This window comes from Enorma phocaeensis, assembly GCF_016901575.1.
Lineage (GTDB): Bacteria > Actinomycetota > Coriobacteriia > Coriobacteriales > Coriobacteriaceae > Limicola > Limicola phocaeensis_A.
This window is the reverse complement of the sequence record NZ_JACJKQ010000017.1, coordinates 23,573-48,440: the sequence shown is the minus strand read 5'-3', so window position 1 is coordinate 48,440 and position 24,868 is coordinate 23,573. Positions and strand designations below refer to the sequence as shown.

The window sequence follows — 24,868 nt, the reverse complement described above, 5'->3', positions numbered from 1 at the left end:
AGATGTGTATAAGAGACAGGTGGGGACGTGGGCGCTCAGGAAGGAGGGGCGAGGCGTCTCCATCGACGAGATCTCGTGCACGAGCGGGACGACGGTCGCGCGCACCTGCGCGAAGAAGGCGTCGTAGCGCGCGGCGTCCATGCCGCGCTCGTACTGGTCGAGCCAGACGTCGTAGGGGTCGCGCGAATCGTCGAGATATGACGCGTGGCGCTTCAGGACCTCGACGATGCGGTCGATGTAGGGCTCGAAGGACTCCCAGTCGTTCGCAAGCTTCGCCTTGTGCCACACGGCGTTCGCCTCGCTGGTGAGGCGCGTCCATGCGGCGACCTCGTCGGTGGGGATGGCGAGGGCCTCGCGCTGGTCGCGGGCAAACACCTTGAGCTCGGTCGCGGTGGCGTCATCGAGCGCGCCCGCCTCCGCCTCGCGGGAGAGCTCGGCCACGAGGTCGCGCGCCGTCTGGCTGGTGAGGAGGCGGTGGTGCTCTTCGGAAAGCGCGCCCATTGCCTCGGCGCGCGCCGCCGCGCCGCGCTCGGGGGCAGAGGTCTCGCCGTCGTAGTCGAGCACGCTCGTCAGGTATTCGCGGCACCACAGGTCGCGTTGGAGACGTTTGAACTGCGTGATGGTGTCGGTGCTCATGCCGGCTCCTTTCAGGGTGGTTGGCTTGGTGCGTCCATAGCTACTTGGAAGGGCGCCTGAGGGCGTCCGCACAACACAGTGTTGCACAAGCCCGGGTCCTCGGGCCCAAGCTTGGCCAATCGATGTGCGATCGGCCGGGTTGCGGCCTTGTCAAGCTGCCCCACAGGGACATGTATACCCATCGCCCTGCACAGCTCCTCCGTGTGCCACACACGGCGCGAGCTGTGGAGAGCAAATTGACGAGTTTATAAAAATCGTCAAATATGTGCCCGGTTTTGTTAGCATGGTGCGTCGCTCGCGCGGGGGCAGGGGCAATCGCGCGAAATGCAAGGCAGAATCACAAGGGGGAGGCAATGGCAAAGACGCGGGCAAGCTTGGCGAAGCGGATCGCATTGGGGGTGGCGGCCACCCTGGTGGCGCTGGTGGTTGTGGCCACGGCGGCGTTCTTCATGCTCTTCGGACATGAGTTCAAGACGCTCACATCGATTCAGAAGGTCGACGACTATCCGCTCTACACCATGACCTACGATGGCGACTACGGCATCGACGAGTTCTTGGCGCAGGGAGGTGCCTCGAACGACGCCGAGCTCATCGACTTTGTCGTGGGGCGCATCATGAAGGGGCTTCCGATCACCATCGAGCTCCCCGACCTTGCGTGCTCGACCTTCAATGCTACCACGCCCGAGGGCGATGCGATCTTTGGGCGCAACTTCGACCTGGAGTACTCTCCCGGCATGCTCGTCCGCACCAATCCCACGGACGGCTACGCGAGCGTTTCTATGGTCAACCTGGGCTTTTTGGGCTATGGCGAGCAGAAGCTGCCCGAGGATTTGGTCTCCAGCCTGACGACGCTCGCTGCCCCCTATGCGCCGCTCGACGGCGTGAACGAGGCGGGGCTCGCCGTCGGTGTGCTGCTGATCGACACCGACCCGACCGACCAGCAGACGGACAAGGTCGACATCACGACGACCACGGCGATTCGCATGATGCTCGACGGCTGCGCGACGGTGGACGAGGCGGTGGCGATGCTCGGGGAATACGACATGCACTCGAGCGCGAACAGCTGCTATCACTTCCAGATCGCCGACGCCTCGGGCGATTCGGCCATCGTCGAGTATATCGGCGACGAGCTGTCGGTGCTGCGCCCCGGCGACGAGACGACCATGGGGACGTCGGAGGGCACCGCCTATCAGGCGGCGACGAACTTCCTGCTCACGCCGGGCGACTATGACTTTGGCGGCGGCCAGGACCGCTACGAGGTGCTCATGGGCGCGCTCGAGGCCTCGAACGGCGCGGTGAGCGAGGAGGGCGCCATGGACATGCTGCAGAGCGTGTCGCGCGAGGTGCAGGTGCGCGACGACGGCAGCGTGTTCCAGACCCAGTGGTCGTGCGTCTACAACCTGGACGACCTCACCGCGTCGATCATCATGGGTGGCAAGTACGACGAGCCTGCCTTTGAGGTGAGCCTTGCCGAGTAGCGCGGCGCGCTCTGGGGCGCGGCGCCGGCGTCCGGCTTCGCCGTCGCCGCGTGCCCACGTTTTGCATGTGGGCTTGCCTTGAAGTGCATACCTGCTTGTAGAATGTGCTATCCTTCCGACCAACGCGTTGACGGAGAGGTCGGCGCCTCGCATGTCGCGGCTTGAGAGAGGGAGGGTCACCGGCTGAAAGCCCGCCCGCTGCGACGAGGTTCCGAGTTCACTCCCGAGCAGCGACCTGAACGATCGAGTCGACGGTGCGGCGCTAGGGTGCCCGCGGCGGCCGGTTCAGTAGGGAAGCCGCGCGCCCGGGCGACATCGGGTCAAAGAGGGCCTGGCGGGGCAGACAACCCGCCGGTCAAGCAAGGTGGTACCGCGGATTCAACCGTCCTTGGGCAGACAAGACGCCCGAGGACGGTTTTTGTTTGCCGCCATGGGGCCCCGCCGCCGGGCAGGGTTCCGGACGGGCGGCACAAGGACGCGCCTCGGGAACGGGGCCGGCAGACATGCCGCCCCGCACAACGAAGGGGAGGAACTACATGGGTCTCATCGACGATCTGGATGCTCTGCAAGAGCGCGCAAAGGAGATGATCTCCGCCGCCGGAGACGCAAAGAAGCTGGAGGAGGCTCGCGTGGCGCTCTTGGGGCGCAAAGGCGAGATCACCCAGATCATGCACATGATGGGCAAGGTGAGCCCGGAGGAGCGGCCCGTCGTGGGCAAGCGTGCCAACGAGCTGCGCCGCATGGTCGAGTCTTTGATCGACCACGCATCGGGCGACCTCAAGCGCCAGGCTATGAGCAACCTCATGGCGACCGAGGCCGTGGACGTGACGCTGCCCGGCGCGCGTCCGACCATCGGCCATCAGCACCTCATCAACCAGATCAAGGAAGAGATGGAGGACGTGTTCTGCGGGATCGGCTATACCGTGGAGGCGGGTCCCGAGGTGGAGACGAGCTGGTATAACTTCACCGCGCTGAACGCCCCGATGGACCATCCGAGCCGCTCGGCGCGCGACACCTTCTATGTGGTCGACAACGCGCCCGGGTCTGTCGCGCACCCCGAGGACCACGCCCATGGCGAGTCCGACGTGCTGCTGCGCACCCAGACGTCGGGCACGCAGATTCACATCATGGAGCACCAGCAGCCGCCCATCTACGCTATCGTGCCCGGCACCGTGTATCGTCCCGACACCGCCGACGCCTGCCATCTCCCGCAGTTCAACCAGGTCGAAGGCATCGTGGTGGACGAGGGCATCACCTTCGGCGACCTTAAGGGCACGCTCGACTACTTCGCGAAGTGCATGTTCGGCGCCGATCGCAAGACCCGCTATCGCCCGCACTTCTTCCCCTTCACGGAGCCCAGCTGCGAGCTCGATGTGTCGTGCCACGTGTGCGGCGGCAAGGGCTGCAGCTTCTGCAAGCACAGCGGCTGGATCGAGATCTTGGGCTGCGGCATGATCGACCCCAACGTGCTCATCAACTGCGGCGTCGACCCCGAGCGCTACACCGGCTTCGCCTTCGGCATCGGCGTCGAGCGCGTCGCGGCGCTTCGCTACGACCTGCCCGACCTGCGCGCGCTGATGACGGGCGACATGCGTTTCTTGGAGCAGTTCTAAGGCATGGGGGCGGTCTTGCGGCGGTTGCGCCCGCATGCCGTCGCGCGGGGCATGTCCCTGGGCCGCGTCGACAAGCGGCGCCCGGGATCGCCGCGTGCGGTCCCCGCGGGCGAGACGGACATGCCGGACACGTCCCCAAGCGGCCCCTACGTCGGTTATTGCGCGTTGTATTGAGGAGATTCAGATGAAAGTTTCATATAAGTGGCTGCAGGAGCTCGTCGATCTGCCGGAGTCGCCGGAAGAGCTCAGCCGTGAGTTCATCCGCACGGGCACCGAGGTCGAGTCCATCGACACCCTGGGCGAGGCGTTCGACAACATCGTCACCGCCCAGGTGACCTCGAAGCAGCCGCACCCGGATTCGGACCACATGTGGGTGACCATGGTCGATGTGGGCTCCTACAACCTCGACGAGAGCGGCAATCCCGCCCCGCTGCAGATCGTCTGCGGAGCTCAGAATTTCAACGAGGGCGACCACATCGTCACGGCGCTCATCGGTGCGGAGCTGCCCGGCGGCATCAAGATCAAGAAGAGCAAGCTGCGCGGCGTGGAGTCGCGCGGCATGAACTGCTCGCTGCGCGAGCTCGGGCTGGGAGGGGACCATTCGGGCATCCTCGTTCTGCCCGAGGATGCCCCCGTGGGCGTGCCGTTCTCGCGCTATTGGGGCACCGCCGACACCGTGCTCGACTGCGAGATCACCCCGAACCGCCCGGACTGCCTGTCGATGGTCGGCATCGCGCGCGAGGTGGGCGCCATCTACGACCGCGACTACCACGTGGACTATCCCCAGATCAAGTCTGAGGTCGGACGTCCCGTGGCCGACGAGCTCTCCCTCGAGATCGCCGATTCCGGCCTGTGCAGCCGCTATGTTGCTCGCATCGTGCGCAACGTGAAGGTGGGGCCCTCGCCGGATTGGATGGTTCAGCGCCTGGGCGCGCTCGGCATCCGTCCCCACAACAACATCGTGGACATCACCAACTACGTGATGATGCTCACCGGGCAGCCGCTGCACGCCTTCGACCTCTCCACCTTTGCCGAGCGCGACGGCAAGCGCCGCGTGGTGGTGCGTGCCGCGCGCGAGGGCGAGGTGTTCCAGACCCTGGACGGTCAGGAGCGCACCCTCGCTGCGGGCATGGGCCTTATCACCGACGGCGAGCGCCCGGTCGCGCTCGCGGGCGTCATGGGCGGCATGGATTCCGAGATCGAGGACGACACCGTCGACGTGCTCGTCGAGAGCGCCTGCTTCGATGCGGGGCGCACCTCGCATACGAGCCGCGACCTCGCGCTCATCTCCGACGCCTCGATTCGCTTCGAGCGCCAGGTGGACGAGACCGGCTGCGTCGACATCGCAAACGTTACCTGCGCGCTCATCGAGGAGCTCGCCGGCGGCGAGGTGGCGCCCGGCTATGTCGACCTGTATCCGTCCCCGAAAGAGATTCCTGCGCTGAAGCTGCGTCTCGAGCGCGTGCGCATGCTGTGCGGCGCCCCTATCGAGCCTTCCTTCATCGAGGGCTCCCTGAGCCGTCTCGGCTGCACCGTCACGGCCGACGGCGATGACTTCACGGTCGTGCCGCCCAGCTTCCGCCCCGACCTCGTGCGCGAGGTCGACCTCATCGAGGAGGTTCTGCGCCTTTGGGGCATGGACCGTGTCCAGGCCACGATTCCCGCCGCGAAAAACCATATCGGCGGCCTGACGCACGACCAGCACCTGCATCGTCGCATCGGCTCGATCCTTCGTTCGTGCGGACTCAACGAGACGACGACCTATTCGTTCGCGGCTCCTGGCGACCTCGAGAAGTGCGACATGAGCGAGGAGGGGCGCGGCGTGCCCGTGGTCCTCATGCGTCCGCTTGTCGCCGAGCAGTCCGAGATGCGTCGCTCGCTGCTGCCGGGCCTGCTTGAGTCGGTCGCCTACAACGAGGCTCACGGCACCGCAAACGTGCATCTATACGAGACGGGCACGCTCTTCTGCGGCCGTGAAAACGCGAGCCTGCCCAAGGAGCGCCCGAGCGTCGCAGGCGTCCTTTCGGGCGCATGGGGCGACGTGACCTGGATCCAGAGGCAGCGCCCGCTGCGCTTCTTCGACGGCAAGGGCGTTGTCGAGGAGCTGCTCGAGCAGCTTCGTGTCGAGAAGGTCCGGTTCCGTCCTGCCGATGGCGAGCTCTATCGCTTCCTGCAGCCGGGCCGCGGCGCCGAGGTTCTTTCGGGCGGCACGGTGCTCGGCTGGGTGGGCGAGATCCATCCGCAGGTTCGCGAGCGCTTCGACATCAACCTGCCCGTCGTCGCCTTCGAGCTCAATCTCGAGGCGCTCATGCGCCTGGCTCGCGACCAGGAGGCGTATCGTGAGTTCTCGACCTACCCGTCGGTCGACATGGACCTCGCCATCGTGGTGAATGAGGACGTGAGCTGCGAGGACCTCGATCGTCGCCTGCGCTCTGCCGGCGGCAAGCTGCTCGTGGGCGTTCGCCTGTTCGACGTGTATCGCGACGACGAGCGCGTGGGCAAGGGCAAGAAGTCTATGGCGTTTGCCCTCACCTACCGCGCCGACGACCACACCCTGACCTCCGACGAGGTCGAGAAGGTGCACCAGCGCCTCGTGACCAAGGTGTGCAAGGCCACCGGCGGCGAGGTGCGCGCGTAGCGCTGCCGAGCGCCCCGGCAAGGGCCTTGCCGGGGTAGACCGATAGATGCTCCATATGAGTTGACGGGGCGGGTGTACGGACCCGCCCCGTGGCGAGGGGGAGGAAACGTTGCCAAGCTGGAATATCCACATCGCGCAGACGGAGCGTCTATTCGACGGCGACGGAGCCGTCGCGCGTACCGTCTTCGACCGCAACGCCTTCCTGTTTGGCAACCTCGTTCCCGACATCTACGTCGGCTATATGGTGCCGGGCATCAAGCGGCCGATCCCCTACCGCATCACGCATTTCGCCACGCCCGAACCTATCCCCAAGCCGCGCGAGCATGAGTTTTGGGATAGCTATGTGGCTCCCGCGGCCGCTCGCCTGGGGGTGGCATGCTGCGTGCGTCCGGCGGGGGAGCCCATTCCGGCGTCTTCAATCGATATCGAGCGCGAGACCATGAATCGCATCCATTACCCCTCGCGCTACGAGGGCGCGGGCACCCCGCCATGCCAGACGAGCCCGCTTGATGACGTGCCGGAAGGGAATGACGTGTCCCGCTCTGTCTTCGACCTCACGTTGGGAGTATGGGCGCACCTTGTTGCCGACAACCTGTGGAACACGCGAGTAAACGAGTACCTCGATGCGCATGGCGGCAAGCCGAGCGAGCAGTTTCGCATCAAAAAGCAGGGTGACTTTGACTGCTTTGGCAAGACGCTGCCAATCGTGTCGCTGCCGCGCGCAACCGAGCGATTGCTGCGTGCCGCCGAGGCGTTTCCGCAGTATCCCATCGATCGGTACGCAACGGTCGTGACCATCGGCGTGACGCACGAGATCGTGCGCGAGAACCAGGGATCACTGACCCATCCGCCCTACCGCCTGCTGACCGAGGAGTTTTTCGACACCGTGTTTGCCGAGGTCGTGGCGACGACCGACCGTCTCCTCGAGGAGCGTCTGGGCTAGCGGGGCTCCGTTTGATCGGCTTGCACGCCTCCGGAATGCACGCAGCGGCAGGAAAGAAGGAGGGGCACACACGCGGGCGCGCCCGTTGGTCTCGTTGATGGGAGCGCTGGAGCGCCAAAGCAAAAAGGCCGGCCCGCAAAAGCGAGCCGGCCTTTGAACAGGTGCTACAGGGGCCTGGTCGAAATGGGTCCAAGCGCACCTTGATGACGCGCTAGCGCCCCTTGGCAGCGTCTTAGCGCACCTGGGCGACGTAGACGACGTTCGTGGAGGTGATCTTGTCGGCGAGGGTAACAGAGGTCTTGGGGTCGCCGACGGTCACGACCGCGACGTCGCCCTTCTTGACATAGCCGCGCTCCTTGGCGGCGTCGATGGCGACGGTCACCGTGTCGTCGACGGTGCCCTGCGTGATGGCCGCGAGGTGCGGCTCGACGCCCCAGTACATGAGCATCTTCTGCACGGCCCACTGATGGCGGGAGAACGCCACGATGGGGGTGTGCGGGTGGAAGTGCGAGATGAGGCGGGCGGTGCGACCGGTGGTGGTGGGCACCACGATGGCCTTGGCGCCGATGGTGGTGGCCATGTTCACGGCAGAGAGGCCGACCATGTTGTTGATGACGCGGGTGCCGTGGCTGTTTGCCGGGACCTCGAGCGGGCCGTGGGCGGCAATGTGCTTCTCGGTCTCGTGCGCGATGGAGGCCTGCATCTTCACGGCCTCGACCGGGTACTCGCCGGCAGCGGTCTCGCCGGAGAGCATCACGGCGTCAGTGCCGTCGTAGATGGCGTTCGCGACGTCGGCGACCTCGGCGCGCGTGGGGCGCGGGTTGCGGATCATGGAGTCGAGCATCTGCGTGGCAGTAATCACCGGCTTGTAGGCGGCGTTGCACTTGGAGATGATGGTCTTCTGGACGTGCGGCACCAGCTGCGGCGGAATCTCGATGCCCAGGTCGCCGCGGGCGACCATGACGCCGTTGGAGGCCTTCAGGATGTCGTCGAAGTTCTTGACGCCGAGAGCGCACTCGATCTTCGGGAAGATGCCGACGTGCTCGCCGCCGTTCTCGTCGCAGAGCTTGCGGATCTCGCGCACGGCGGCGCCGTCGCGGATGAAGGAGGCGGCGATGTAGTCGATGCCCTCCTTCAGGCCGAACAGGATGTCCTCGCGGTCGCGCTCGGTGATGGCGGGCAGGCCGATCTCGACGTTCGGGACGTTGACGCCCTTGTGCTCGCCGATCTCGCCGCCGTTCTCGACGGTGCAGTACATGTCCTGGCCGTCGACGGAGTCGACCACAAGGCCGATCAGGCCGTCGTCGATCAGAATCTTGGAGCCGGCCTCGACCTCGCGCGGCAGGTCGACGTAGTCGAGCGAGATGTGGGACGCGTTGCCCAGGTGATCCTCCTGCGTGGGCTCGGCGGTGACCACGATCTTGTCGCCGGCGTTGACGGTGATCTTCTGGTGGCCCTCAAGCAAGCCGGTGCGGATCTCGGGGCCCTTGGTGTCGAGCAGGATGCCGATGGGCATGTCGAGCTCGTCGGCGATGCGGCGGACGCGCTCGATGCGGCCGTGATGCTCCTCGTACGAGCCATGGGAGAAATTGAAGCGAGCGATGTTCATGCCCGCCTTCATCATCTCGCGAAGCGTCTCGTCGTTGTCGCAGGCGGGACCCATCGTGCATACAATCTTCGTGCGTTTGTACATTCAAACCTCCACTGGACGTTGGGGCACGTTGCTTCAAAATCGTCACGGGGCATTATAGGTGAACCGATTACACCGTAAGGCGATTAAAATCAACCGTACACCGAATTCTGATTCATTTACAGAAACCAAACGGTTACTAACACCGCCTGATAATTCGTTAGGCTCAATGACGAAGAAGGTCTCAAGTATGTCGAGGGGCTTCGGCTGGGCGTCCGTGAGCGGGGGAGGCTTGGCCTTACGTCGCCTCCCATGTCGGGGATTTCAAAGGGGACGTGAGCACATATGCCCTGTATGGGCAGGGCGAGATGGGGTATCATGCTTAGCTATTGTCAGCTGCCTCTCGGCAGGCAGCCTTGACGAGCCCTTGCCCCGGCCCTCTGGGGAATTATGATCGGGCGTCAATCTGCCGAGCGGCTTGATGCAACCCAGGAGGGGTCATATCTATGTCAAAGGAATACTTGGCTTCGGCTGAGGAGGTGCTCGAGGAGCAGTCCTCGAATGCCGAAGGGGGCCTAGCGGCCGCGGAGGCGTCTTCGCGTTTCGCGAGCGTTGGTCCCAACAAGCTGGACGAGGAAGAGAAGACGCCGCTGTGGAAGCGTTTCTTCGAGCAGATGGCCGACCCGATGGTCATCATGCTCATCGTCGCGGCGGCGATCTCTGCCATCACCGGCACGATCCAGGGCGAGCCTGAGTGGGCGGACGTCATCATCATCTTGGCGGTCGTCATCATCAACTCGGTGCTCGGCGTCGTCCAGGAGGCGAAGTCCGAGCAGGCGCTCGAGGCGCTGCAGCAGATGAGCGCCGCCCAGTCGAAGGTCATCCGCGACGGCAAGATGGTGCACCTGCCGAGCTCCGAGCTCGTTCCGGGCGACGTGATCTTGCTCGAGGCGGGCGACTCCGTCCCGGCGGACTGCCGCGTGCTCGAGAGCGCTTCCATGAAGATCGAGGAGGCCGCGCTCACCGGCGAGTCCGTGCCGGTCGAGAAGCACACCGATGCCATCACGCTCGCCGAGGGCATGGACGACGTGCCGCTCGGCGACCGCAAGAACATGTGCTACATGGGCTCCACCGTGGTGTACGGCCGCGGCCGCGCCGTGGTGGTCGCCACCGGCATGAAGACCGAGATGGGCAAGATCGCCGACGCCCTCACCACCGCCAAGAAGGAGCTCACGCCGCTCCAGATGAAGCTGAACGAGCTCTCCGTCATCCTGACCAAGCTCGTGCTCGGCATCTGTGTGGTCATCTTCGCCGTCGACATCATCCGCCACTTCGGCGAGCTGGGCTCGAATCCCACCATGCTTCTCGACACCTTCATGGTCGCCGTGTCGCTCGCCGTCGCCGCCATCCCCGAGGGTCTCGTGGCCGTCGTCACGATCGTGCTTTCCATGGGCGTCACCAAGATGGCCAAGCGTCAGGCGATCATCCGCAAGATGACCGCGGTCGAGACGCTCGGCTGCACCACCGTGATCTGCTCGGACAAGACCGGCACGCTCACCCAGAACAAGATGACCGTCGTGAAGCACGAGCTGCAGGGTCCCGAGGAGCTGCACCTGCGCGCCATGGCCCTGTGCTCCGATGCCAAGTTTGACGACGAGAAGGGCGAGGCGGAGGGCGAGCCCACCGAGTGCGCCCTCGTGAACGACGCTGCCAAGGCCGGCTTCTACGCGAACGACAACGACGCCCGCTATCCGCGCGTGGGCGAGGCCCCGTTCGACTCAGGCCGCAAGATGATGTCCGTCGTGGTGGAGATGCCCGAGGGCGGCTTCGAGCAGTACACGAAGGGTGCTCCCGACGTGGTGCTGGACCTGTGCACCAAGGTCATGAACGCCGACGGCACCGTCGAGGACATGACCGACGAGCGCCGCGCATCCATCCTCGCCGAGAACAAGGCCATGGCCAACGAGGCCCTGCGCGTGCTCGCGAGCGCGATGCGTTCCTATGAGACCATGCCGGAGGACTGCGCTCCCGAGGCGCTCGAGCACGACCTCGTGTTCATCGGCCTGTCCGGCATGATCGACCCCGAGCGTCCCGAGGTCGCCCCGGCGATCGCCGAGGCCAAGGAGGCCGGCATCCGCCCCGTCATGATCACGGGCGACCACATCGACACCGCCGTGGCCATCGCCAAGAACCTCGGCATCGCCACCGACGCCTCTCAGGCCATCACCGGCGCCCAGCTCGACAAGATTTCCGACGAGGACTTCCATGAGAAGGTCGCCGAGTACAGCGTGTACGCCCGCGTCCAGCCCGAGCACAAGGCCCGCATCGTCGACGCCTGGAAGAGCCGCGGCAACATCGTGGCCATGACCGGCGACGGCGTGAACGACGCCCCGTCCATCAAGCGCGCCGACATCGGCGTCGGCATGGGCATCACCGGCACCGACGTCACCAAGAACGTGGCCGACATGGTGCTTGCCGACGACAACTTCGCCACGATCATCAACGCCGTGGAGGAAGGCCGTCGTATCTACGACAACATCCGCAAGGTCATCCAGTTCCTGCTTTCCGCCAACATCGCCGAGGTGCTCTCGGTGTTCGTGGCGACGCTCGTGGGCTTCACCATCTTCCAGCCCGTGCAGCTGCTGTGGATCAACCTCGTGACGGACTGCTTCCCGGCGCTGGCGCTTGGCATGGAGGGTGCCGAGGGCGACATCATGAAGCGCAAGCCCCGCAAGGCCTCTGACGGCGTGTTCGCCGGCGGCATGGGCCTCGACATCGTGGTCCAGGGCGTGATCATCACCGCGCTCGTGCTGGCGAGCTTCTTTGCGGGCGTGTACTTCGACATGGGCTACATCGATATCGCCGACATGATCGCCGGCACCGCCGACGAAGAGGGCGTCACCATGGCGTTCATCACGCTGTCCATGGTCGAGATCTTCCACTGCTTCAACATGCGCAGCCGTCGTCAGTCGCTCTTTACCATGAAGAAGCAGAACAAGTGGCTGTGGGGCGCCGCCGCCCTCGCGCTCGTGCTCACGGTGGTCGTCGTCGAGTTCGACCCGCTGGCCGATGCCTTCGGCTTCATGGTCCTGCCTCCTGAGGCGCTGCTCACCGCGCTCGGCCTTGCCTTCCTGATCATCCCGCTCATGGAGGTCTACAAGGCCATCATGAGGTCGATCGAGAAGGAGTAGCTCGGCTCTCATAATCGCCTGACAAGCAGAGGCCCCCGTGGTTCTTCAGGCGCCGTCCTCGCCGCTTCGCGGCCGTGGAGGCTCCCTCCGAACCGCGGGGGCCTTTTCGCCCTTTCTGCGGTGCGGCGGGCAGCCGTCGCCGTCGTGCATCCCGGCGCGTCTGGGTGGCATCCGCCGGATCGCGCCGCGCGCCCGCGTCGCATAGCTCGCATGTTGCGGTACCATGGCGAGGGATGACCGAGCGGAAAGGCGGGCGGATGGGAAAGCGAGCGCGCGTGCAAGGCAAAACGAAGGGTGCGGGGCGCCGCGGGCGTCGTTCGGCCCAACATGCCGCCGACGCAACGCTTGACGTGGGCGCGCTTCCCGCTATCGAGGCGCTCGAAGACATTCCGGCGTTTACGGACTTTCAGGTAAACGATGCGCAGCTCGACGCTTTCGAGCGCGTGACGGCCTCCTCCGAGACGCCCGACGAGCTCAAGCTTGGCTGCGTGGTGCGTCTCGATCGAGGATTCCCGCTCGTGGTAACCGCCGAGGCGCTTTTTCGCGCAGAGCATGCCGTGGGATTCGCCAAGCAGAATAAAGAGAAGGGCGACGGGATGCTGCCCGCAGTGGGCGACCGCGTCGCGGTCCGCCTTGCGCCCGGGCATGACATGGGTGTGATCGAGCGGGTGCTTCCGCGGCGCACGGTGTTTGAGCGCTGGCGGGGCAAGAACCGTGGCGAGCGGCAGGTGCTGTGCGCAAACGTCGACACGGTGCTCATCGTGCAGGCGCTTGGCGCAGGCGAGGTGCTGCTGGGGCGCGTGGCGCGCTCCCTCGTGCTCGCTCGCGACTGCGGGGCGGCTCCCGCGGTGGTGCTGACCAAAGCCGATCGCTGCACCCCTGACGAGCTTGCAAGAGAGCGCGGCCGCGTGCGTCGCCTGGTTGGCGCAGATGTACCCATCATCGTGACTTCCTCCGCACTCGCAACGGGGCTCGACGGGGTGCGCGCGCAGGTCCCCGCCGGGACATGCGCGATGATTCTCGGTGAGTCTGGCGCGGGAAAATCGACGCTGCTCAACGCGCTCTTGGGACATGATGCTCTGGCGACGGGTGCGGTCCGGGAGCGCGACGACGCCGGCCGGCACACCACCGTCGCACGTGTCATGGTCGCCCTCCCCGGCGATGCAGGGGTCATTGCCGACGCGCCGGGCCTGCGCAGCCTGCCGCTGGTGGGGCACGAGCGTGGCTTGGCCCTCTCCTTTCCCGAGGTGGTTCGGGCATCGCATGGCTGCCGCTTTTCGGATTGCACCCATACGCACGAACCAGGCTGCGCGGTGCGTGAGGCGGTCGATGCAGGCGAGATCGATCAGGTGAGGCTCGATGCGTTCCTGGCGCTTGCCGACGAGATGCGCGTGAGCGCTCAAAGCTTGGATCCCGACATCCACCTCTGAGACATTGCCCTAGGCATCGCCGCAACATGCGCTGGCATGTTGCCGGCTCTTGCTGCGGCGACGGACGAATCTACCCTCAAAATGACTTCTGACTAGGTACATTTCTAGGGTCTCAAACACGTAATTGCAACCCGCTTTTGAGCGGCAGCGGCGCTCTTTAGGGCAGCTACCTCGCGAAACGGCAAGTCGACATGCATTCTCTCCCGCTACGGCGGGGCCGTGCCGCCTTTTGGCATGGCGGACGTGAAAGATTTGGGAGAGATTCCTGTCAGGTCGCGAAAAAGGCTGCCGCATTGCCGACGGGAAGCGCCCCACGTCCTCTGAGAATGAAGCCGACGACGTTGCCCTGTGGCGGCGTCGACGAGGCGAGGGAGGGGCAGGGCGATGAAGCGTGGCACAAGGATTCTCATCAGCCTGGCATGCGGCGTGCTCGCTGCCGCATGCGCCTATCTCTACGCTGCCGACGTGCGTGCGGAGGCGGAGGGCGTCCGCGAGGAGCTGCTCGCCCAATATGGGGGAGACACGGTGGCGGTCTGCGTTGCTACTCGTGAGATCGAGCCGGGAGAGACCTTGGTGGAGAGCGATGTGAGCCTCGAGGATTGGGTTCCAAGCTTATTGCCAACAGACGCTGAAACCTCCGTGCGCGACGTCGCGGGCAGACAGGTGACGTCGAGGGTGCCTGAGGGGGCCGTGCTTTGTTCGGCGTATTTTGAGCGGCACGACGATGCGCTTGAGGTGCCCGCCGGAATGGTGGCGGTGTCTGTGCCCGCCGATGAGGAGCACGCTGTGGGCGGCGCGGTCATGCCGGGCGATCGGGTCGATGTCTATGTCTCGCAGGGAGGCGTGGCTGACAGGTTGTGCAACGCGCAGGTGATTGACACGAGCGCCCGCGTTGCGGAGGCGGAAGGTGCCGCCGTCACATGGGTGACGCTTGCCGTTTCACCCGACCGCGTCTCCGAGGTCCTCGCTGCAACTGCTGTCGGATCGGTAAGTCTGACGCTTCCGGGCGCAAGCCTGGAGGCCCGGGACGGGGGTGTCGCGCAATGAGTGCGGTATGGCTTGCTTGCTGCAACCTGGACGACTACGAGCTGGTAAGGCGCGAGGTCGAGCGCAGGGACTCGGCGGCGCGCCTGCTGCGCGTGGGGCGTCTCGAAGAGCTGCTCTCCGTCGCGGAGGCGCTTCCCTGTGCAAGGGGCGGCGCGGTCTTGTGGCTTCGCGGCGTATCGACAGACCTGCTCTCGGCTGCAATCCAGGCGCTGTCGAGCGGATGCGAACGCCGGATCATCGTCGGGGTCGAGGCGCTCGATCCCGTGACAATCCTCCGCTGTCTTGAGGCGGGGGCAACCGAAGTGGTCGCGATGGACGACGCTGAGGTGGGAGCCGGACGCGATGTTTGGGCTTGTTTGGATGGGAGACGGCCTGTGACCCGCTTCGGTTCGTCCGGCCCCGACGATGGGGAGGCCTCCGTGTCGTCACGGGGGCAAGATCGTCAGAAGGAATCTGGGGAAGACCGGCGCGTCGGCGGGAGCGATGGGGGCCGCGCGCAGGCATCCATCGATGAGGGGGCAGACGAGTTCGATGATCTGGACGAGCCTCCATGGGACGAATACGTCGAGGTGCTGGACGCCCGGGAGCGGCGTGACGATGCCTTTCCGGGGGCGGGGCGGCTCGAGTTTTCCGATCGACCAGAGGGGGACGCACGGGAGGACGTGCGGCGGGGCGGAATGGCACAGGACGATGCCATCTGCTCTCCAGAACAGACGGGCAGGCTTGACGGCGCAAAAGCCATCGATTGCCCGGGCGATGCCCGTGCGTCTGACAAGGACGCTCGCCGCGGAACGGCTGACGGTGCCGCTTCGCTTAAGGAGAGCGGGGACCATCATCCTTCTGGCGGCGGGGGACCTGCGGGCGTCGCCCCGGTCATCGTCGGCCTTTCGGGTCGCGGAGGGTGCGGGCTGACCACCCTCATAGCCGCCATGGCATACACGGCATCCCAATTGGGGCTGCGTACCGCGGTGCTCGATCTGGACCTCATGTTTGGCGACGTCTATGTCATGCTCGGCGCCGAGGCGCGCCATGACCTTGCCCTGCTGTCCCAGACGGATCGCGGCCGCCTTACGGAGGATGAGGTCGTGCGCGCATCGATGCGCATCGGGCCCAACTTGACGCTGTGGGGTCCAGTCGCGGTGCCCGAGCAGGCGGAGGCCATGGGGCCCGCCGTAGAAGAGCTCATCGATGTGCTGCGACGGGAGGCCGACGTCATTTTTGTCGACACGTCGACCCATTGGAGCGATCCCGTCGCCGCTGCCGTCTCTGTTGCAGACCGTTGCCTTATGGTGGGCGACGCCTCGGTTGCCACGGCCGACTCCCTGTCGCGCGTCATCGAGCTGGCAGGGCGCGTGGGGGTTCCCCGCACGCGCATGACGAGCGTCTTTTGTCGATTCGGGTCCGCCGGCTGCGGGGAGGATGCAGCGATGCGCTTCGAGGTGTCGGTAGCGTTGAGTTCGCGGGCTCGTGTCGCAGACGGCGGTGTCGAGGTGCGCGAGCTGGCATCATTCGGCCGCATCGACGAGGTGGTGGCTAAGCCCGGGGCGTTCGCGGACAGCATCCAGGCGCTCACCCGCGATGTCCTGCGAGAGCTGGGCTGCGCCGTCAAAGGGGCGCCAGCTGCTCCCCCTGCGCCCGAAAAGCGTCAGCGCCTTCAGCTGCCCTGGCATAAAGTGGCAGGTGATGCACGATGAGCGTTCGGGAACGTGTTGAGCGGGCGCGCCGCGTGGCCACGGCCGGGCAGGGGCGCGTCGCGGAGCGCCGCGAGGTCGTGAGGGCGGCAAAGCGCGGCATGCTCGACCGGATCGGATACACGGAGGCTGCGAGAATCGTATCCTCGACGGACATCGTGCGCTCGCGCGAGGAGTTGAGGCCGGCGGTCGAGGCGGTGCTCAACGCCGGGGCGGCGGGCGAGATGGCAGCCATGCTTGCGTCGTCGGAGCGCGAGGAGGTCATCTCCGAAGTGCTGGATGACGTCGCGGGGCTCGGCCCCCTTCAGCCGCTGCTTGAAGACGACTCGGTCAGCGAGATCATGGTGAACGGCTGCCACGCCACCTTCTTTGAGCGCGGGGGCGTGCTGTATCCGCTGGGAGAGGTGTTTGACGGCGAGGAGCAGATACGCATCCTCATCGATCGCATCATCTCGCCGCTCGGGCGGCGCGTGGACGAGCGCAGCCCCATTGTGAACGCCCGCCTGCCCAGCGGCTACCGGGTAAACGCGGTCATCCCGCCGGTGGCAATCGATGGGCCGGTGCTGACGATCAGGAAGTTCTCCGACCGCATCAGCTCCCTGGACGAACTGGTGGCGCTCGGATCGTTGCCGGGTTGGTATGCGCGCCTGCTCTCCTGGGCGGTCCAGCTGCGGCAGGACCTGGCGGTCGCAGGGGGCACCGGCTCCGGAAAGACCACGCTGCTCAATGCGCTGTCATGCGAGATTCCCACGAGCGAGCGCATCGTGACCATAGAGGACTCCGCCGAGCTCAAATTTGCCCGTCACCCCCACGTCGTGCGCCTGGAGGCGCGCGAGGCATCGATCGAGGGCGAGGGGGCCGTGACCATTCGTGACCTGGTGACCAATGCTTTGCGCATGAGGCCCGACCGCATCGTGGTGGGAGAGGTACGCGGCGCAGAATGCATCGACATGCTGCAGGCCATGAACACGGGCCATGACGGTTCGCTGACCACGCTTCACGCCGGCACCGAAGAGGAGGCGGTCGTGCGCCTGACGCTGTTGGCCCGGTACGGAATCAACCTGCCTTCCGAGCTTATCGAAGAGCAGATTGCCATGGCGCTGGACGGAATCGTCATGTCGGAGCGGCGTGCCGATGGGCGCCGCTTCGTGTCGTCGTACTCCGGCGTGTCTCGCGCCGAGACGGGTGGCGTTCGCCTGGAGCGCTACGTGACCTTTGACAGCGCTCGAGGGCGCTGGGCCATGAGGCGGGAGCCTGCCTTTATTGAAGAGGCGCTGCATTCGGGCAGGCTTGATAGGCAGGAGGTGGAGCGATGGAGGTCATCATGCCCTTGGCGGTCGGCGTCCTGACAAGCTTGGCCGCAGGTCTTCTACTTCCCGCCGAGAGACGGTCTCCGCTTGTGGCCGCGCGCCCGTCGAGCAACGCCTCGGTTCTTCTTGCGTGGGCGCGGTCGGCGGGTTCGGTTGTGCCGGAGGGCGCCCTCGTGCACCCCGGGCTCATTCGCTGCGCCGATGAGGCGCTGCGCATCTTCGGCGCCGACAAGGCGGGGGCGCCCCCGGTGCCCGATCGCGCGCGGACGGGCGCGGGGATGTTGCTGCTCATGTCGGGCGCAGGGCTTGCCGCGGGCATGGCGCTTGCACCTTCTGCCTGGGGAGCGGTGGCTGGGGCGGTGCTGCCGCTCGCCGTTTGCTTCGGCGCCGCCGCGCGTAGAAGAGCTGAAGACGCCAGGCGGGTCGAAGCCGCCATGCCCGAGGCGTTTGGAGCGCTCGCCATCTCTCTGGGCTCTGGCCATTCGCTCGGCCAGGCCATGCGCTTCGTGGGAACCCATGCCGATGAGCCCGTTCGCACTGAATTTCTTCGCGTCTCGAGCTCCATGGTGTGCGGCATCCCTGCCGCCGAGGCCCTCGACGAGATGCTGCGTCGCCTTCCTGCACCCGGGCTTGAGCTGGTCTCGCTTGCCTTGAAGGTGTCGCAGCGCACCGGAGCGCCGCTCAAGGGGCTCCTGGAAGACGCTGCCGCCACCGTGGGAGAGCGTATGGAGCTCTCTCGCCGGCTGGATGTAAAGACGTCGCAGGCGCGCATGTCCGCCCGGCTCGTCGCCCTCATGCCGGTGGCGATGATCGCGCTGCTCACGCTGTTCTCAAGCGATTTTCGGCAGGGGCTCGGCACGGTCGCCGGCATGGTTTCTGTGGCGGTGGCGGCTGCTCTCAACCTGTGTGCCTGGCTCATCATTCGCAAGATTATGGAGGTGAAGATCTGATGGCCGACACATTTGCCATGCGGCTGTTTCAGGACCCCTCTGTGTTCTGGATTGGCATCGGGGCGCTCGTTGCCATGGGGGCGCTCGCCGCCCCGGTCTGGACAGCCGATGAGCTGCGCTGGTTGCTGGGTGTGGCAACGCGGCTCGCGGCCGTTGCGGCTCGGGCGTTCCGCGCGCCCCTCGAGTGCGTCGCAGCGAGGGCCGGCGCCCTCGGAGGTAGGTTGCGCGGAAGCTCCGCTCATGCGTCGCTCGGCGAGGCGTCCGAGATGATCGATATCGTTCGCCTGGGCCTTTCTGCCGGCCTTTCGTTTGACGCCTCGCTTGAGCTGTACTGCTCAGGTCGCGAGACCCCGCTCGCCTCCTGCATGTCGCGCGCCATGCTCTCGTGGAGGATCGGGCTCGCCACCCGTGAAGAGGCCCTGCTCGGCGTCGCCTCGGAGATGGGGCTGCGTGCTCTGGAGTCGTTTGCGACGGTTTCGGCGCAGGCCATCGAGCTGGGGGCGCCGCTGGCCCAGACGCTTGCCGGCCAAAGTGCGGAGATGCGCTCCGCACATCGCGCGGCAGTCGAACGCGAGATCGAGCGCGTGCCGGTCAAGCTGCTCATCCCAACGGGCACGCTCATCCTGCCGGCGCTTCTTCTGTCCATAATCGGCCCGCTGCTCGCTGCAAGCGGGATGGTATAAGGGAGGTTGTCATGACACGTAAGACGTCGCTTCTGCCCGTAGCCGTTCAAGAAGGGAAGGCGATGTCCCGCCGTGCGGCCGCTGCGGCAAGGGACACGGTCCGGTCGGCTCGCGATGCGGTGGGTGAGGAACGCGCACAGGGCACGACGGAGTACGCGATCCTTGTGGGAGTTTTAGTCGTCATTGCCATCCTGGCGATCATCGCGTTTCGCGATCGCGTGAGCGAACTCTGGGATGCCATCGCCTCGGGCATCAACAGCCTCTAGGCGAGGGCGCGAATGGGGCGCCGTGTCGCGTCGCGCCTGCTTTGGGCGCTGCCTCCTGCCGCGTGTGTCGTGGCCGCGCTTTTCGCGTGGCAGGTTGCGGGGTCTTTAGCGGGGCCAGGCGGCGCCGCTCATCGTGAGGCAGAGGTCTCCGATGACATGGATGGCCTTGATGCTGCCCGCCGTCGCGTCGAGGATGCTGCCGAATCCGCTCGGGCTTCGTCTGCAAAGACGTTTCTCGACGACTTGGGCGCCTCCTTTGATTCTGGTGGGGCGGCAGATGCCGAAGCGCTCCCGGCGGATGACTCGGCCGCCGGGAGCGGGTCCTCGGAGGTCGACCGCAGCGAGGAAGATGCCGACGTGAATTCGCCGGATGGTGCGCCTGAGGGCAAGGCGGGTGAAGAGGAGGGATCGACGGGTTCTGGCATCAGCGGCGCCGCGGACGATGCCGCCGGCGGGGAGGCCTCTGCTGACGTCTCGGTCGCGTGGAGCGACGACGAGGGGTTGGTGTCGCAGGCGACGGGCATCCTCGAGGCGTACCGCGACCATACGGACGCGCGTGTGGCCACCAGCGGATACCTGGACCTTAAGGGCAACGTCTGGGGAGCGATAGTGCGTGACATCCGTTGGGTCGACGTGGTCCTTGTGCGGGCCGATGCCGAGGACGCATCGTCGACTGCCCAGGTCGTGCGCCTGCGCCCCGGCGCTATGGATGAGGGGTATTAGCCGTGCCGTGGGTGGCGAGACGGCTCCAGACGGTGAGGAGGGAGAGCATGCCATGTCCAAGGCAAGTTCTGGGAAGACGGTCGAACATGCCGGCGGGGTCTCGTCGTGCGCGGCATTTGAGGAGCTCGCCCAGGGCACCGTCGAGTATGCGCTCACGCTGTTCGCTCTCATGGCCATCATCACGACCTTGGCGCTGCTGTGGCATGCCGGGGAGGACGGAGTGCTCGCACGCCTCGTCGAGGACGCCGCCTCCCATGCGCTTGGGGGCACCGGGCCGCTGGATATCGCGCTCTTCTAGCCTGCTGCGTGAATCGTGCGCGCAGGCGACCGTCGAGGCGGCGATGCTGCTGCCGTGCTTTCTCACGCTGCTCCTGTTGGCGTTGCAGCCGGTATGTCTGCTCTACACCCGGGGCGTCATGGAGTCGGCGGCATCGCAAACGGCTCGGCTCATGATCACCTCGGAAGAGGGGATGGAGGCATGCGAGGCGTTTGCGCTTCGCCGTCTCGAGGCGGTGCCTGACATCTCGATCTTTCATGCGGGCGGTCCGCTCTCGTGGGACATCGAGCTTACGCCGGCGGTGGATACGGGAGGCGAGGTCGCTGTTTCGATTACGGGGCATGTGAGTCCGCTGCCGGTGCTCGGAGCATTTGTGGGCGCATTCGGAACGAGAAATGCGCAGGGTGATGTCGAGCTCAAGGTCGAGGTCACCTATGCGGGGAGGCCGGAATGGCTGGAGGGGAGCTATGAGACGTGGGTTCAAGCATGGGATTGACCTATTTATAGAAGACGGCGCCTATACCACGCTGGCGGCCGCCGTGTCCATCTTGGTGGTGTTGGCGCTGCTGTTCTCGGCGGTGACGGCAACGTGGAGCATGTCGCGTGCGGGCGATACGCAGGTTGCGGCGGATGCCAGCGCCCTTGCCGGGGCAAACGTGGTGTCGTCGTACCATACTGCTGCCACCGTCGTGGATGCGAGCATACTGAGCCTGGGACTCGCCGGCCTGTGCGTGACGGGTGCCGGCTTGGTGGGCTTGCTCATACCTGGGGCGAACGCGCTTGCCCATGAGACCGTCGAGGCGGGGATTCGCCTCATCGAGACGCGCAACTCATTTGCGACGTCGGCGTCTCGGGGCCTCAAAACGCTGGAGGGCTCGCTGCCGTACCTGGTCGCGGCAAACGGAACGAGGACCTGTGCCGCGCAGACAACTGACAACGTCTCGTTTGCGGGCACGGCGCTGGCGGTTCCCCGCGACTCCGCATCGGAGTTCCCGGCACTTGAGGGCGACCAGGTTCCCACCGATCGGTTGGAGCAGGAGGCGTGGGAGCTCGATGAGGCGGCGCAGGAGCTTTCGGAGGCGTCGCAGGAGACGGCGCGCGCCAAGGAGGCGGCATGGCTCGCCGACTGCGGTCGAGACGGCAGGAACATGCAGGAGCGCGCGGCGCAGCTATCGGGGCTCTCGGATGCCGAGAATCCCGACTTCGCCTCAAGCATTACCTGGGAGCCCATGGTGGGCATCGAGCGCGCCCGCGCATATTATCGCTGGAGGCTCGCGCACGAGGCGCCAGAGGGGCAGGGCGCTGAGGCCCAGGCCGACTCGGCCGCCCGCCGTTCCTTCTATGCCTATGCGCTCGAAGAGCTCGAGACGGCCCGTTGCGAGGAGGTCGGCGGCTCCATGGTCTCGACGGTGCCCCTCCTTCCCCGAAACACTGCCGAAGTGCGCGCCACCAGGCTGTACACCGATGCCGCATGGCCTTCGACCATGGAGGGAGGGAGCCTGACGCTCCACTATGGCGCCTCCTGTCCCGGGGCGCGGGGGGCGGCGGGACCGTCTCTTGCGCTTGCCGCCATCGACTCCGGGGGAGCGCGAGAGTGCGAAGTGTGCCGGTTTAGCGTGGGAGACTTGGGAAAGACGCCTGCGGCATCGACTTCTATAGACAACGGCTTTGAATACCACCTGCGCGAATTCACCCTTGCGCTCGATGAATATGCCGCCTGCCGTACCCGCGAGCTCGAGCTGGAGCGTGCTGCGCGCACCCATGCTGAGCAGGCTGGCGACAGCTTCGAGGAGGCGCTCTCGGTGCTTTCGGGAAAGCGCCCGCGGATCGCCCCGCCGGGACGTGAGGGAACCCTGGCGCTTGTGGTCTCCGGCGACGTCTCCTCTCCCGACGAGTTGGAGAACACGTTCGCCGACGGGACGGAGCTCGGGCGTCGCGGGGCGGTTTCTGCGGCGGTGCTGGCTCCGGATCCCGCGACGGCAGAAAACAACGTTCTCTCCCAATTCTTTTCGAGCCTGAGCTCGCGGTCCGGCGGCGGCGCTGCCGGGCTCATCGATGACGTCATGGGGCTATGGGGCGAGCTGCTTCTTGCGTACGGCGATATGGGCGAAGGCCTCGCGTCCCTTATGGACGACCTGATAGGAGGTCTGTCCTCTTTTGGCCTTGGTCCCATTGCGTCGTGGATGGGGGAGCGTGTGGAGGGTGCGGTGCGCGCCCTTGGGTTCGAGCCCGTAGACTTGAGCGTCATGAAGCCCGTGCTTACCGATTCCGGAAACGTGGTCGCTCGCTCGGGGATACCGGGGGCGTCGGACGTGCAGGGCATGCTGCGCTCCCTCACGCCGGGCTCCACCGATCCTGCGGCAATCGCCCAGGCGGTCGGCTATGAGCTGGGAGAATACCTGTCGTCGGCGACGTTTACCCTGGCGGAGATTCCGCTGCCGGGCGGAGGGTCGCTGCCGCTCACGGTGAGCCTGCGCGACGTGATCGCTCCGGTTGCAGGAGGATGATGCCCTATGAAATGGCGCGGTGCGGCGCGGCTGCTCGGAGAGTCGCGGGCACAGGCGACGGTCGAGATGGCGGTGGTGACCCCCGTTCTCATGGTGCTTGCGCTCATCGTCTACAATGTCATGCTCTTTTCTTCGGCGGTGGCGAGGTTCGACCGCGTGGCCCCCGACATCGTGCTCGCGCAGGCGGTGTCGCCTGTCGGTTCGGAGGGCGCTGACGCCGGCTCGGTTGCTGCGGGGGAGGTCGCGAGCCAGCTGGAAGACGCCATGGTCGGATACGACGTCGAGATCGAGGTGTCCTGCGAGAGCGCCTCTGGAGGAGGCGGGACGTCTCTGCTCTCTATGGTCGGGTCGCTTCACACCTATCGCTGCGTCATGCGCATGCGCCCATGGCCGACGGGTGTGTCTATCGCGGGGGTGTCCCTGGGAGCGCCTGCATTTTTGACGCATGAACGCCCCGTGACGATAGACCCCTGGCGACCGGGGGTGATCGTGTGAGGCGGGACGCGACCTTTGGAGGGGCGGCCTCCGTTCTTCGCAATGCGAGGGAGAAGGCGTTCTCCCGGGACGGTCTGTCTTTGGCGGGCGGGCCGCGGGAGCGCCCGGGGCATGGGTGCCCGCCCGATGACCCTTGGGGATTTCGCCGTGCATTGGAGGCTCTGGGCTGGATGCCCGCCCGGCTCGTGGTGGCATCCGGCTTCATCTCGCGGCTGCTGGGCATCGCCTCTCCGGCTCTTTGGCATATGCGGGGAGCCTTTGTGGTGGGGTTTCCGCGCTGCCGCGCCGTGCACACCCTGCATGTGAGAAGGCGCATCGACGTCGCGTTCATCGATGCGTCGGGCACCATCGTCGAGGTCCATGAAGGGGTGATGCCCGGAAGAATGCTTGCGTGCTCGGAAGCGACCTCGGTGATCGAGCGCTGGAGCCCGATGCCAGGGAGAGCAGGCGGCTATCGGGAATCTTCCGAGGCGCCTCGATGCTCCTGCATGCCGAGCACGAGGGCATACACGTCTCGGCGGCGACGTGAATAGCGCTGCGAGAGCCGTTTCGCGATGCCGGATGCCGGCTCGCCAGCCTCAAGCGCCTCTTGGATGTCGCGTCGGAGCGCCGCCTCGGGGTCTTCGGGGACCGACGCGGCGGCGAGGGCGGGCATGTCCTCGCCTTGCTTGGGGGCGGAGACCACGATGACCATCTCGCCCCGCACGTCGGCGCGCTCGCGCACCTGCTGGGCGAGCTCCGGTGCGGGGGCGCGCAGGACCTCCTCGTGGAGCTTGGTGAGCTCGCGGCAGAGCGCGACGATGCGCGTGGGGAAGACCTGCGCGAGGGCATCGAGCGTGTCGCCGATGCGATGGGGGGACTCATAGAAGATGAGCGCTCCCGGTATGGGGGCGAGGGCGGTGAGGCGCCGCAGCCGTTCCCCCTCCTTGCGGGGGAGGAACCCCTCGAAGAAGAAGTGGTCGCATGCGATGCCTGAGGCGACGAGCGCGGTTACGCAGGCGGAGGGGCCGGGTACCACCTCGACGGGCACGCCGGCATCGCGGGCGGCGTCGACGAGGGCCTGTCCGGGGTCGGAGATGGCGGGCATGCCCGCATCCGAGGCATAGGCGAGGCGCTCGCCGGCGAGCATGCGCTCTATGAGCCCGGGGGCGCGGGATGCGATCACGTTCTCATCGCAGCGGATCAGCGGGCGGGATGCTCCGATGTGGGCGAGGAGCTTGCCGGTCACGCGCGTATCCTCGCAGCAGACGGCGTCCGCCTCTTCGAAGGCGCGAATGGCTCTCGGGGAGAGGTCGCCGAGGTTGCCTATGGGCGTGCCGACCACGACGAGGCCGCCGCGGGCGCCTCGCATGTGGCTGGT

19 protein-coding genes and 1 pseudogene are annotated in these 24,868 nt (G+C 66.1%); 17 read left to right on the top strand and 3 right to left on the bottom strand.

Features of this window, described 5'->3' with window-relative positions; genetic code table 11:
* Positions 1 to 636, bottom strand: a pseudogene (locus H6A15_RS08435) (carboxypeptidase M32); the annotation flags it as partial.
* 353 nt (positions 637 to 989) lie between these two features.
* Here H6A15_RS08435 and H6A15_RS08430 point away from each other — a divergent pair.
* The 4 genes from H6A15_RS08430 (at position 990) to H6A15_RS08415 (ending at position 7,308) form a co-directional block, all read left to right on the top strand.
* Positions 990 to 2,114, top strand: coding sequence for a linear amide C-N hydrolase (locus tag H6A15_RS08430; protein ID WP_204673305.1), 1,125 nt, complete (start codon positions 990 to 992; stop codon positions 2,112 to 2,114).
* A gap of 536 nt (positions 2,115 to 2,650) precedes the next feature.
* Positions 2,651 to 3,727, top strand: coding sequence for a phenylalanine--tRNA ligase subunit alpha (gene pheS / locus H6A15_RS08425; RefSeq protein WP_204673304.1), 1,077 nt, complete (start codon positions 2,651 to 2,653; stop codon positions 3,725 to 3,727).
* 184 nt (positions 3,728 to 3,911) lie between these two features.
* Positions 3,912 to 6,365 carry a phenylalanine--tRNA ligase subunit beta gene (gene pheT, locus H6A15_RS08420; RefSeq protein ID WP_204673303.1) on the top strand — a complete coding sequence of 818 codons (2,454 nt, stop codon included), beginning with the start codon at positions 3,912 to 3,914 and terminating at the stop codon, positions 6,363 to 6,365.
* Between the two features lie 109 nt (positions 6,366 to 6,474).
* On the top strand, positions 6,475 to 7,308 hold the full coding sequence (locus tag H6A15_RS08415; protein ID WP_204673302.1) for a hypothetical protein: 834 nt from the start codon (positions 6,475 to 6,477) through the stop codon (positions 7,306 to 7,308).
* Between the two features lie 232 nt (positions 7,309 to 7,540).
* On the opposite strand, the gene pyk is transcribed toward H6A15_RS08415, so the two are convergent.
* Positions 7,541 to 9,001: a pyruvate kinase gene (gene pyk / locus H6A15_RS08410; RefSeq protein ID WP_204673301.1), complete on the bottom strand. Its 1,461-nt coding sequence runs from the start codon at positions 8,999 to 9,001 to the stop codon at positions 7,541 to 7,543.
* Positions 9,002 to 9,444: 443 nt separating this feature from the next.
* Here pyk and H6A15_RS08405 point away from each other — a divergent pair, with 443 nt between their 5' ends.
* The 13 genes from H6A15_RS08405 to H6A15_RS08345 all read left to right on the top strand — a co-directional run bounded on the left by H6A15_RS08405 (position 9,445) and on the right by H6A15_RS08345 (position 23,508).
* Positions 9,445 to 12,129, top strand: coding sequence for a cation-translocating P-type ATPase (locus H6A15_RS08405; protein WP_204673300.1), 2,685 nt, complete (start codon positions 9,445 to 9,447; stop codon positions 12,127 to 12,129).
* Positions 12,130 to 12,386: 257 nt separating this feature from the next.
* Entirely contained in the window at positions 12,387 to 13,559 is a 1,173-nt protein-coding gene (gene rsgA / locus H6A15_RS08400; RefSeq protein ID WP_239462471.1) for a ribosome small subunit-dependent GTPase A, read from the top strand.
* A 384-nt stretch (positions 13,560 to 13,943) separates the two neighbouring features.
* On the top strand, positions 13,944 to 14,606 hold the full coding sequence (gene cpaB / locus H6A15_RS08395) for a Flp pilus assembly protein CpaB (protein ID WP_204673298.1): 663 nt from the start codon (positions 13,944 to 13,946) through the stop codon (positions 14,604 to 14,606).
* Positions 14,603 to 16,300: an AAA family ATPase gene (locus H6A15_RS08390; RefSeq protein ID WP_204673297.1), complete on the top strand. Its 1,698-nt coding sequence runs from the start codon at positions 14,603 to 14,605 to the stop codon at positions 16,298 to 16,300. Before cpaB ends, H6A15_RS08390 begins: the two co-directional genes overlap by 4 nt.
* Positions 16,297 to 17,646 carry a CpaF family protein gene (locus H6A15_RS08385; RefSeq protein WP_204673296.1) on the top strand — a complete coding sequence of 450 codons (1,350 nt, stop codon included), beginning with the start codon at positions 16,297 to 16,299 and terminating at the stop codon, positions 17,644 to 17,646. Before H6A15_RS08390 ends, H6A15_RS08385 begins: the two co-directional genes overlap by 4 nt.
* Positions 17,610 to 18,557 carry a type II secretion system F family protein gene (locus tag H6A15_RS08380; RefSeq protein ID WP_204673295.1) on the top strand — a complete coding sequence of 316 codons (948 nt, stop codon included), beginning with the start codon at positions 17,610 to 17,612 and terminating at the stop codon, positions 18,555 to 18,557. The genes H6A15_RS08385 and H6A15_RS08380 overlap by 37 nt, the downstream gene beginning before the upstream one ends.
* A complete protein-coding gene (locus H6A15_RS08375) occupies positions 18,557 to 19,240 on the top strand; it encodes a type II secretion system F family protein (protein WP_239462470.1) in 684 nt (227 codons plus the stop codon). Before H6A15_RS08380 ends, H6A15_RS08375 begins: the two co-directional genes overlap by 1 nt.
* Positions 19,241 to 19,251: 11 nt before the next feature.
* Positions 19,252 to 19,506, top strand: coding sequence for a hypothetical protein (locus H6A15_RS10475; protein WP_239462469.1), 255 nt, complete (start codon positions 19,252 to 19,254; stop codon positions 19,504 to 19,506).
* 156 nt (positions 19,507 to 19,662) lie between these two features.
* The gene (locus tag H6A15_RS08365) at positions 19,663 to 20,229 is read left to right on the top strand and encodes a hypothetical protein (protein WP_204673294.1); all 567 of its coding nucleotides are present in this window, start codon (positions 19,663 to 19,665) and stop codon (positions 20,227 to 20,229) included.
* A 52-nt stretch (positions 20,230 to 20,281) separates the two neighbouring features.
* Positions 20,282 to 20,527 (top strand): hypothetical protein, encoded by a 246-nt coding sequence (locus H6A15_RS08360; protein ID WP_239462468.1) that lies wholly within the window; start codon positions 20,282 to 20,284, stop codon positions 20,525 to 20,527.
* Positions 20,484 to 21,002: a TadE/TadG family type IV pilus assembly protein gene (locus tag H6A15_RS08355; protein ID WP_204673293.1), complete on the top strand. Its 519-nt coding sequence runs from the start codon at positions 20,484 to 20,486 to the stop codon at positions 21,000 to 21,002. Before H6A15_RS08360 ends, H6A15_RS08355 begins: the two co-directional genes overlap by 44 nt.
* Positions 20,974 to 23,013, top strand: coding sequence for a hypothetical protein (locus H6A15_RS08350; RefSeq protein WP_204673292.1), 2,040 nt, complete (start codon positions 20,974 to 20,976; stop codon positions 23,011 to 23,013). The genes H6A15_RS08355 and H6A15_RS08350 overlap by 29 nt, the downstream gene beginning before the upstream one ends.
* Positions 23,014 to 23,019: 6 nt before the next feature.
* Positions 23,020 to 23,508 carry a hypothetical protein gene (locus H6A15_RS08345; RefSeq protein ID WP_204673291.1) on the top strand — a complete coding sequence of 163 codons (489 nt, stop codon included), beginning with the start codon at positions 23,020 to 23,022 and terminating at the stop codon, positions 23,506 to 23,508.
* Between the two features lie 451 nt (positions 23,509 to 23,959).
* On the opposite strand, the gene rsmI is transcribed toward H6A15_RS08345, so the two are convergent.
* Positions 23,960 to 24,859, bottom strand: a complete 900-nt coding sequence (rsmI, locus tag H6A15_RS08335) for a 16S rRNA (cytidine(1402)-2'-O)-methyltransferase (protein ID WP_204673309.1) — start codon at positions 24,857 to 24,859, stop codon at positions 23,960 to 23,962.
* Between the last annotated feature and the right edge of the window lie 9 nt (positions 24,860 to 24,868).

Excerpts from the sequence above, each read along its gene's own strand:
- H6A15_RS08430 (WP_204673305.1), top strand. The coding sequence starts at position 990 with ATGGCAAAGACGCGGGCAAGCTTGGCGAAGCGGATCGCATTGGGGGTG.
- pheS (WP_204673304.1), top strand. The coding sequence starts at position 2,651 with ATGGGTCTCATCGACGATCTGGATGCTCTGCAAGAGCGCGCAAAGGAG.
- pheT (WP_204673303.1), top strand. The coding sequence starts at position 3,912 with ATGAAAGTTTCATATAAGTGGCTGCAGGAGCTCGTCGATCTGCCGGAG.
- pyk (WP_204673301.1), bottom strand. The coding sequence starts at position 9,001 with ATGTACAAACGCACGAAGATTGTATGCACGATGGGTCCCGCCTGCGAC.
- H6A15_RS08405 (WP_204673300.1), top strand. The coding sequence starts at position 9,445 with ATGTCAAAGGAATACTTGGCTTCGGCTGAGGAGGTGCTCGAGGAGCAG.
- rsgA (WP_239462471.1), top strand. The coding sequence starts at position 12,387 with ATGGGAAAGCGAGCGCGCGTGCAAGGCAAAACGAAGGGTGCGGGGCGC.
- cpaB (WP_204673298.1), top strand. The coding sequence starts at position 13,944 with ATGAAGCGTGGCACAAGGATTCTCATCAGCCTGGCATGCGGCGTGCTC.
- H6A15_RS08390 (WP_204673297.1), top strand. The coding sequence starts at position 14,603 with ATGAGTGCGGTATGGCTTGCTTGCTGCAACCTGGACGACTACGAGCTG.
- H6A15_RS08385 (WP_204673296.1), top strand. The coding sequence starts at position 16,297 with ATGAGCGTTCGGGAACGTGTTGAGCGGGCGCGCCGCGTGGCCACGGCC.
- H6A15_RS08380 (WP_204673295.1), top strand. The coding sequence starts at position 17,610 with ATGGAGGTCATCATGCCCTTGGCGGTCGGCGTCCTGACAAGCTTGGCC.
- H6A15_RS08375 (WP_239462470.1), top strand. The coding sequence starts at position 18,557 with ATGGCCGACACATTTGCCATGCGGCTGTTTCAGGACCCCTCTGTGTTC.
- H6A15_RS10475 (WP_239462469.1), top strand. The coding sequence starts at position 19,252 with ATGACACGTAAGACGTCGCTTCTGCCCGTAGCCGTTCAAGAAGGGAAG.
- H6A15_RS08365 (WP_204673294.1), top strand. The coding sequence starts at position 19,663 with ATGGATGGCCTTGATGCTGCCCGCCGTCGCGTCGAGGATGCTGCCGAA.
- H6A15_RS08360 (WP_239462468.1), top strand. The coding sequence starts at position 20,282 with ATGTCCAAGGCAAGTTCTGGGAAGACGGTCGAACATGCCGGCGGGGTC.
- H6A15_RS08355 (WP_204673293.1), top strand. The coding sequence starts at position 20,484 with ATGCGCTTGGGGGCACCGGGCCGCTGGATATCGCGCTCTTCTAGCCTG.
- H6A15_RS08350 (WP_204673292.1), top strand. The coding sequence starts at position 20,974 with ATGAGACGTGGGTTCAAGCATGGGATTGACCTATTTATAGAAGACGGC.
- H6A15_RS08345 (WP_204673291.1), top strand. The coding sequence starts at position 23,020 with ATGAAATGGCGCGGTGCGGCGCGGCTGCTCGGAGAGTCGCGGGCACAG.
- rsmI (WP_204673309.1), bottom strand. The coding sequence starts at position 24,859 with ATGCGAGGCGCCCGCGGCGGCCTCGTCGTGGTCGGCACGCCCATAGGC.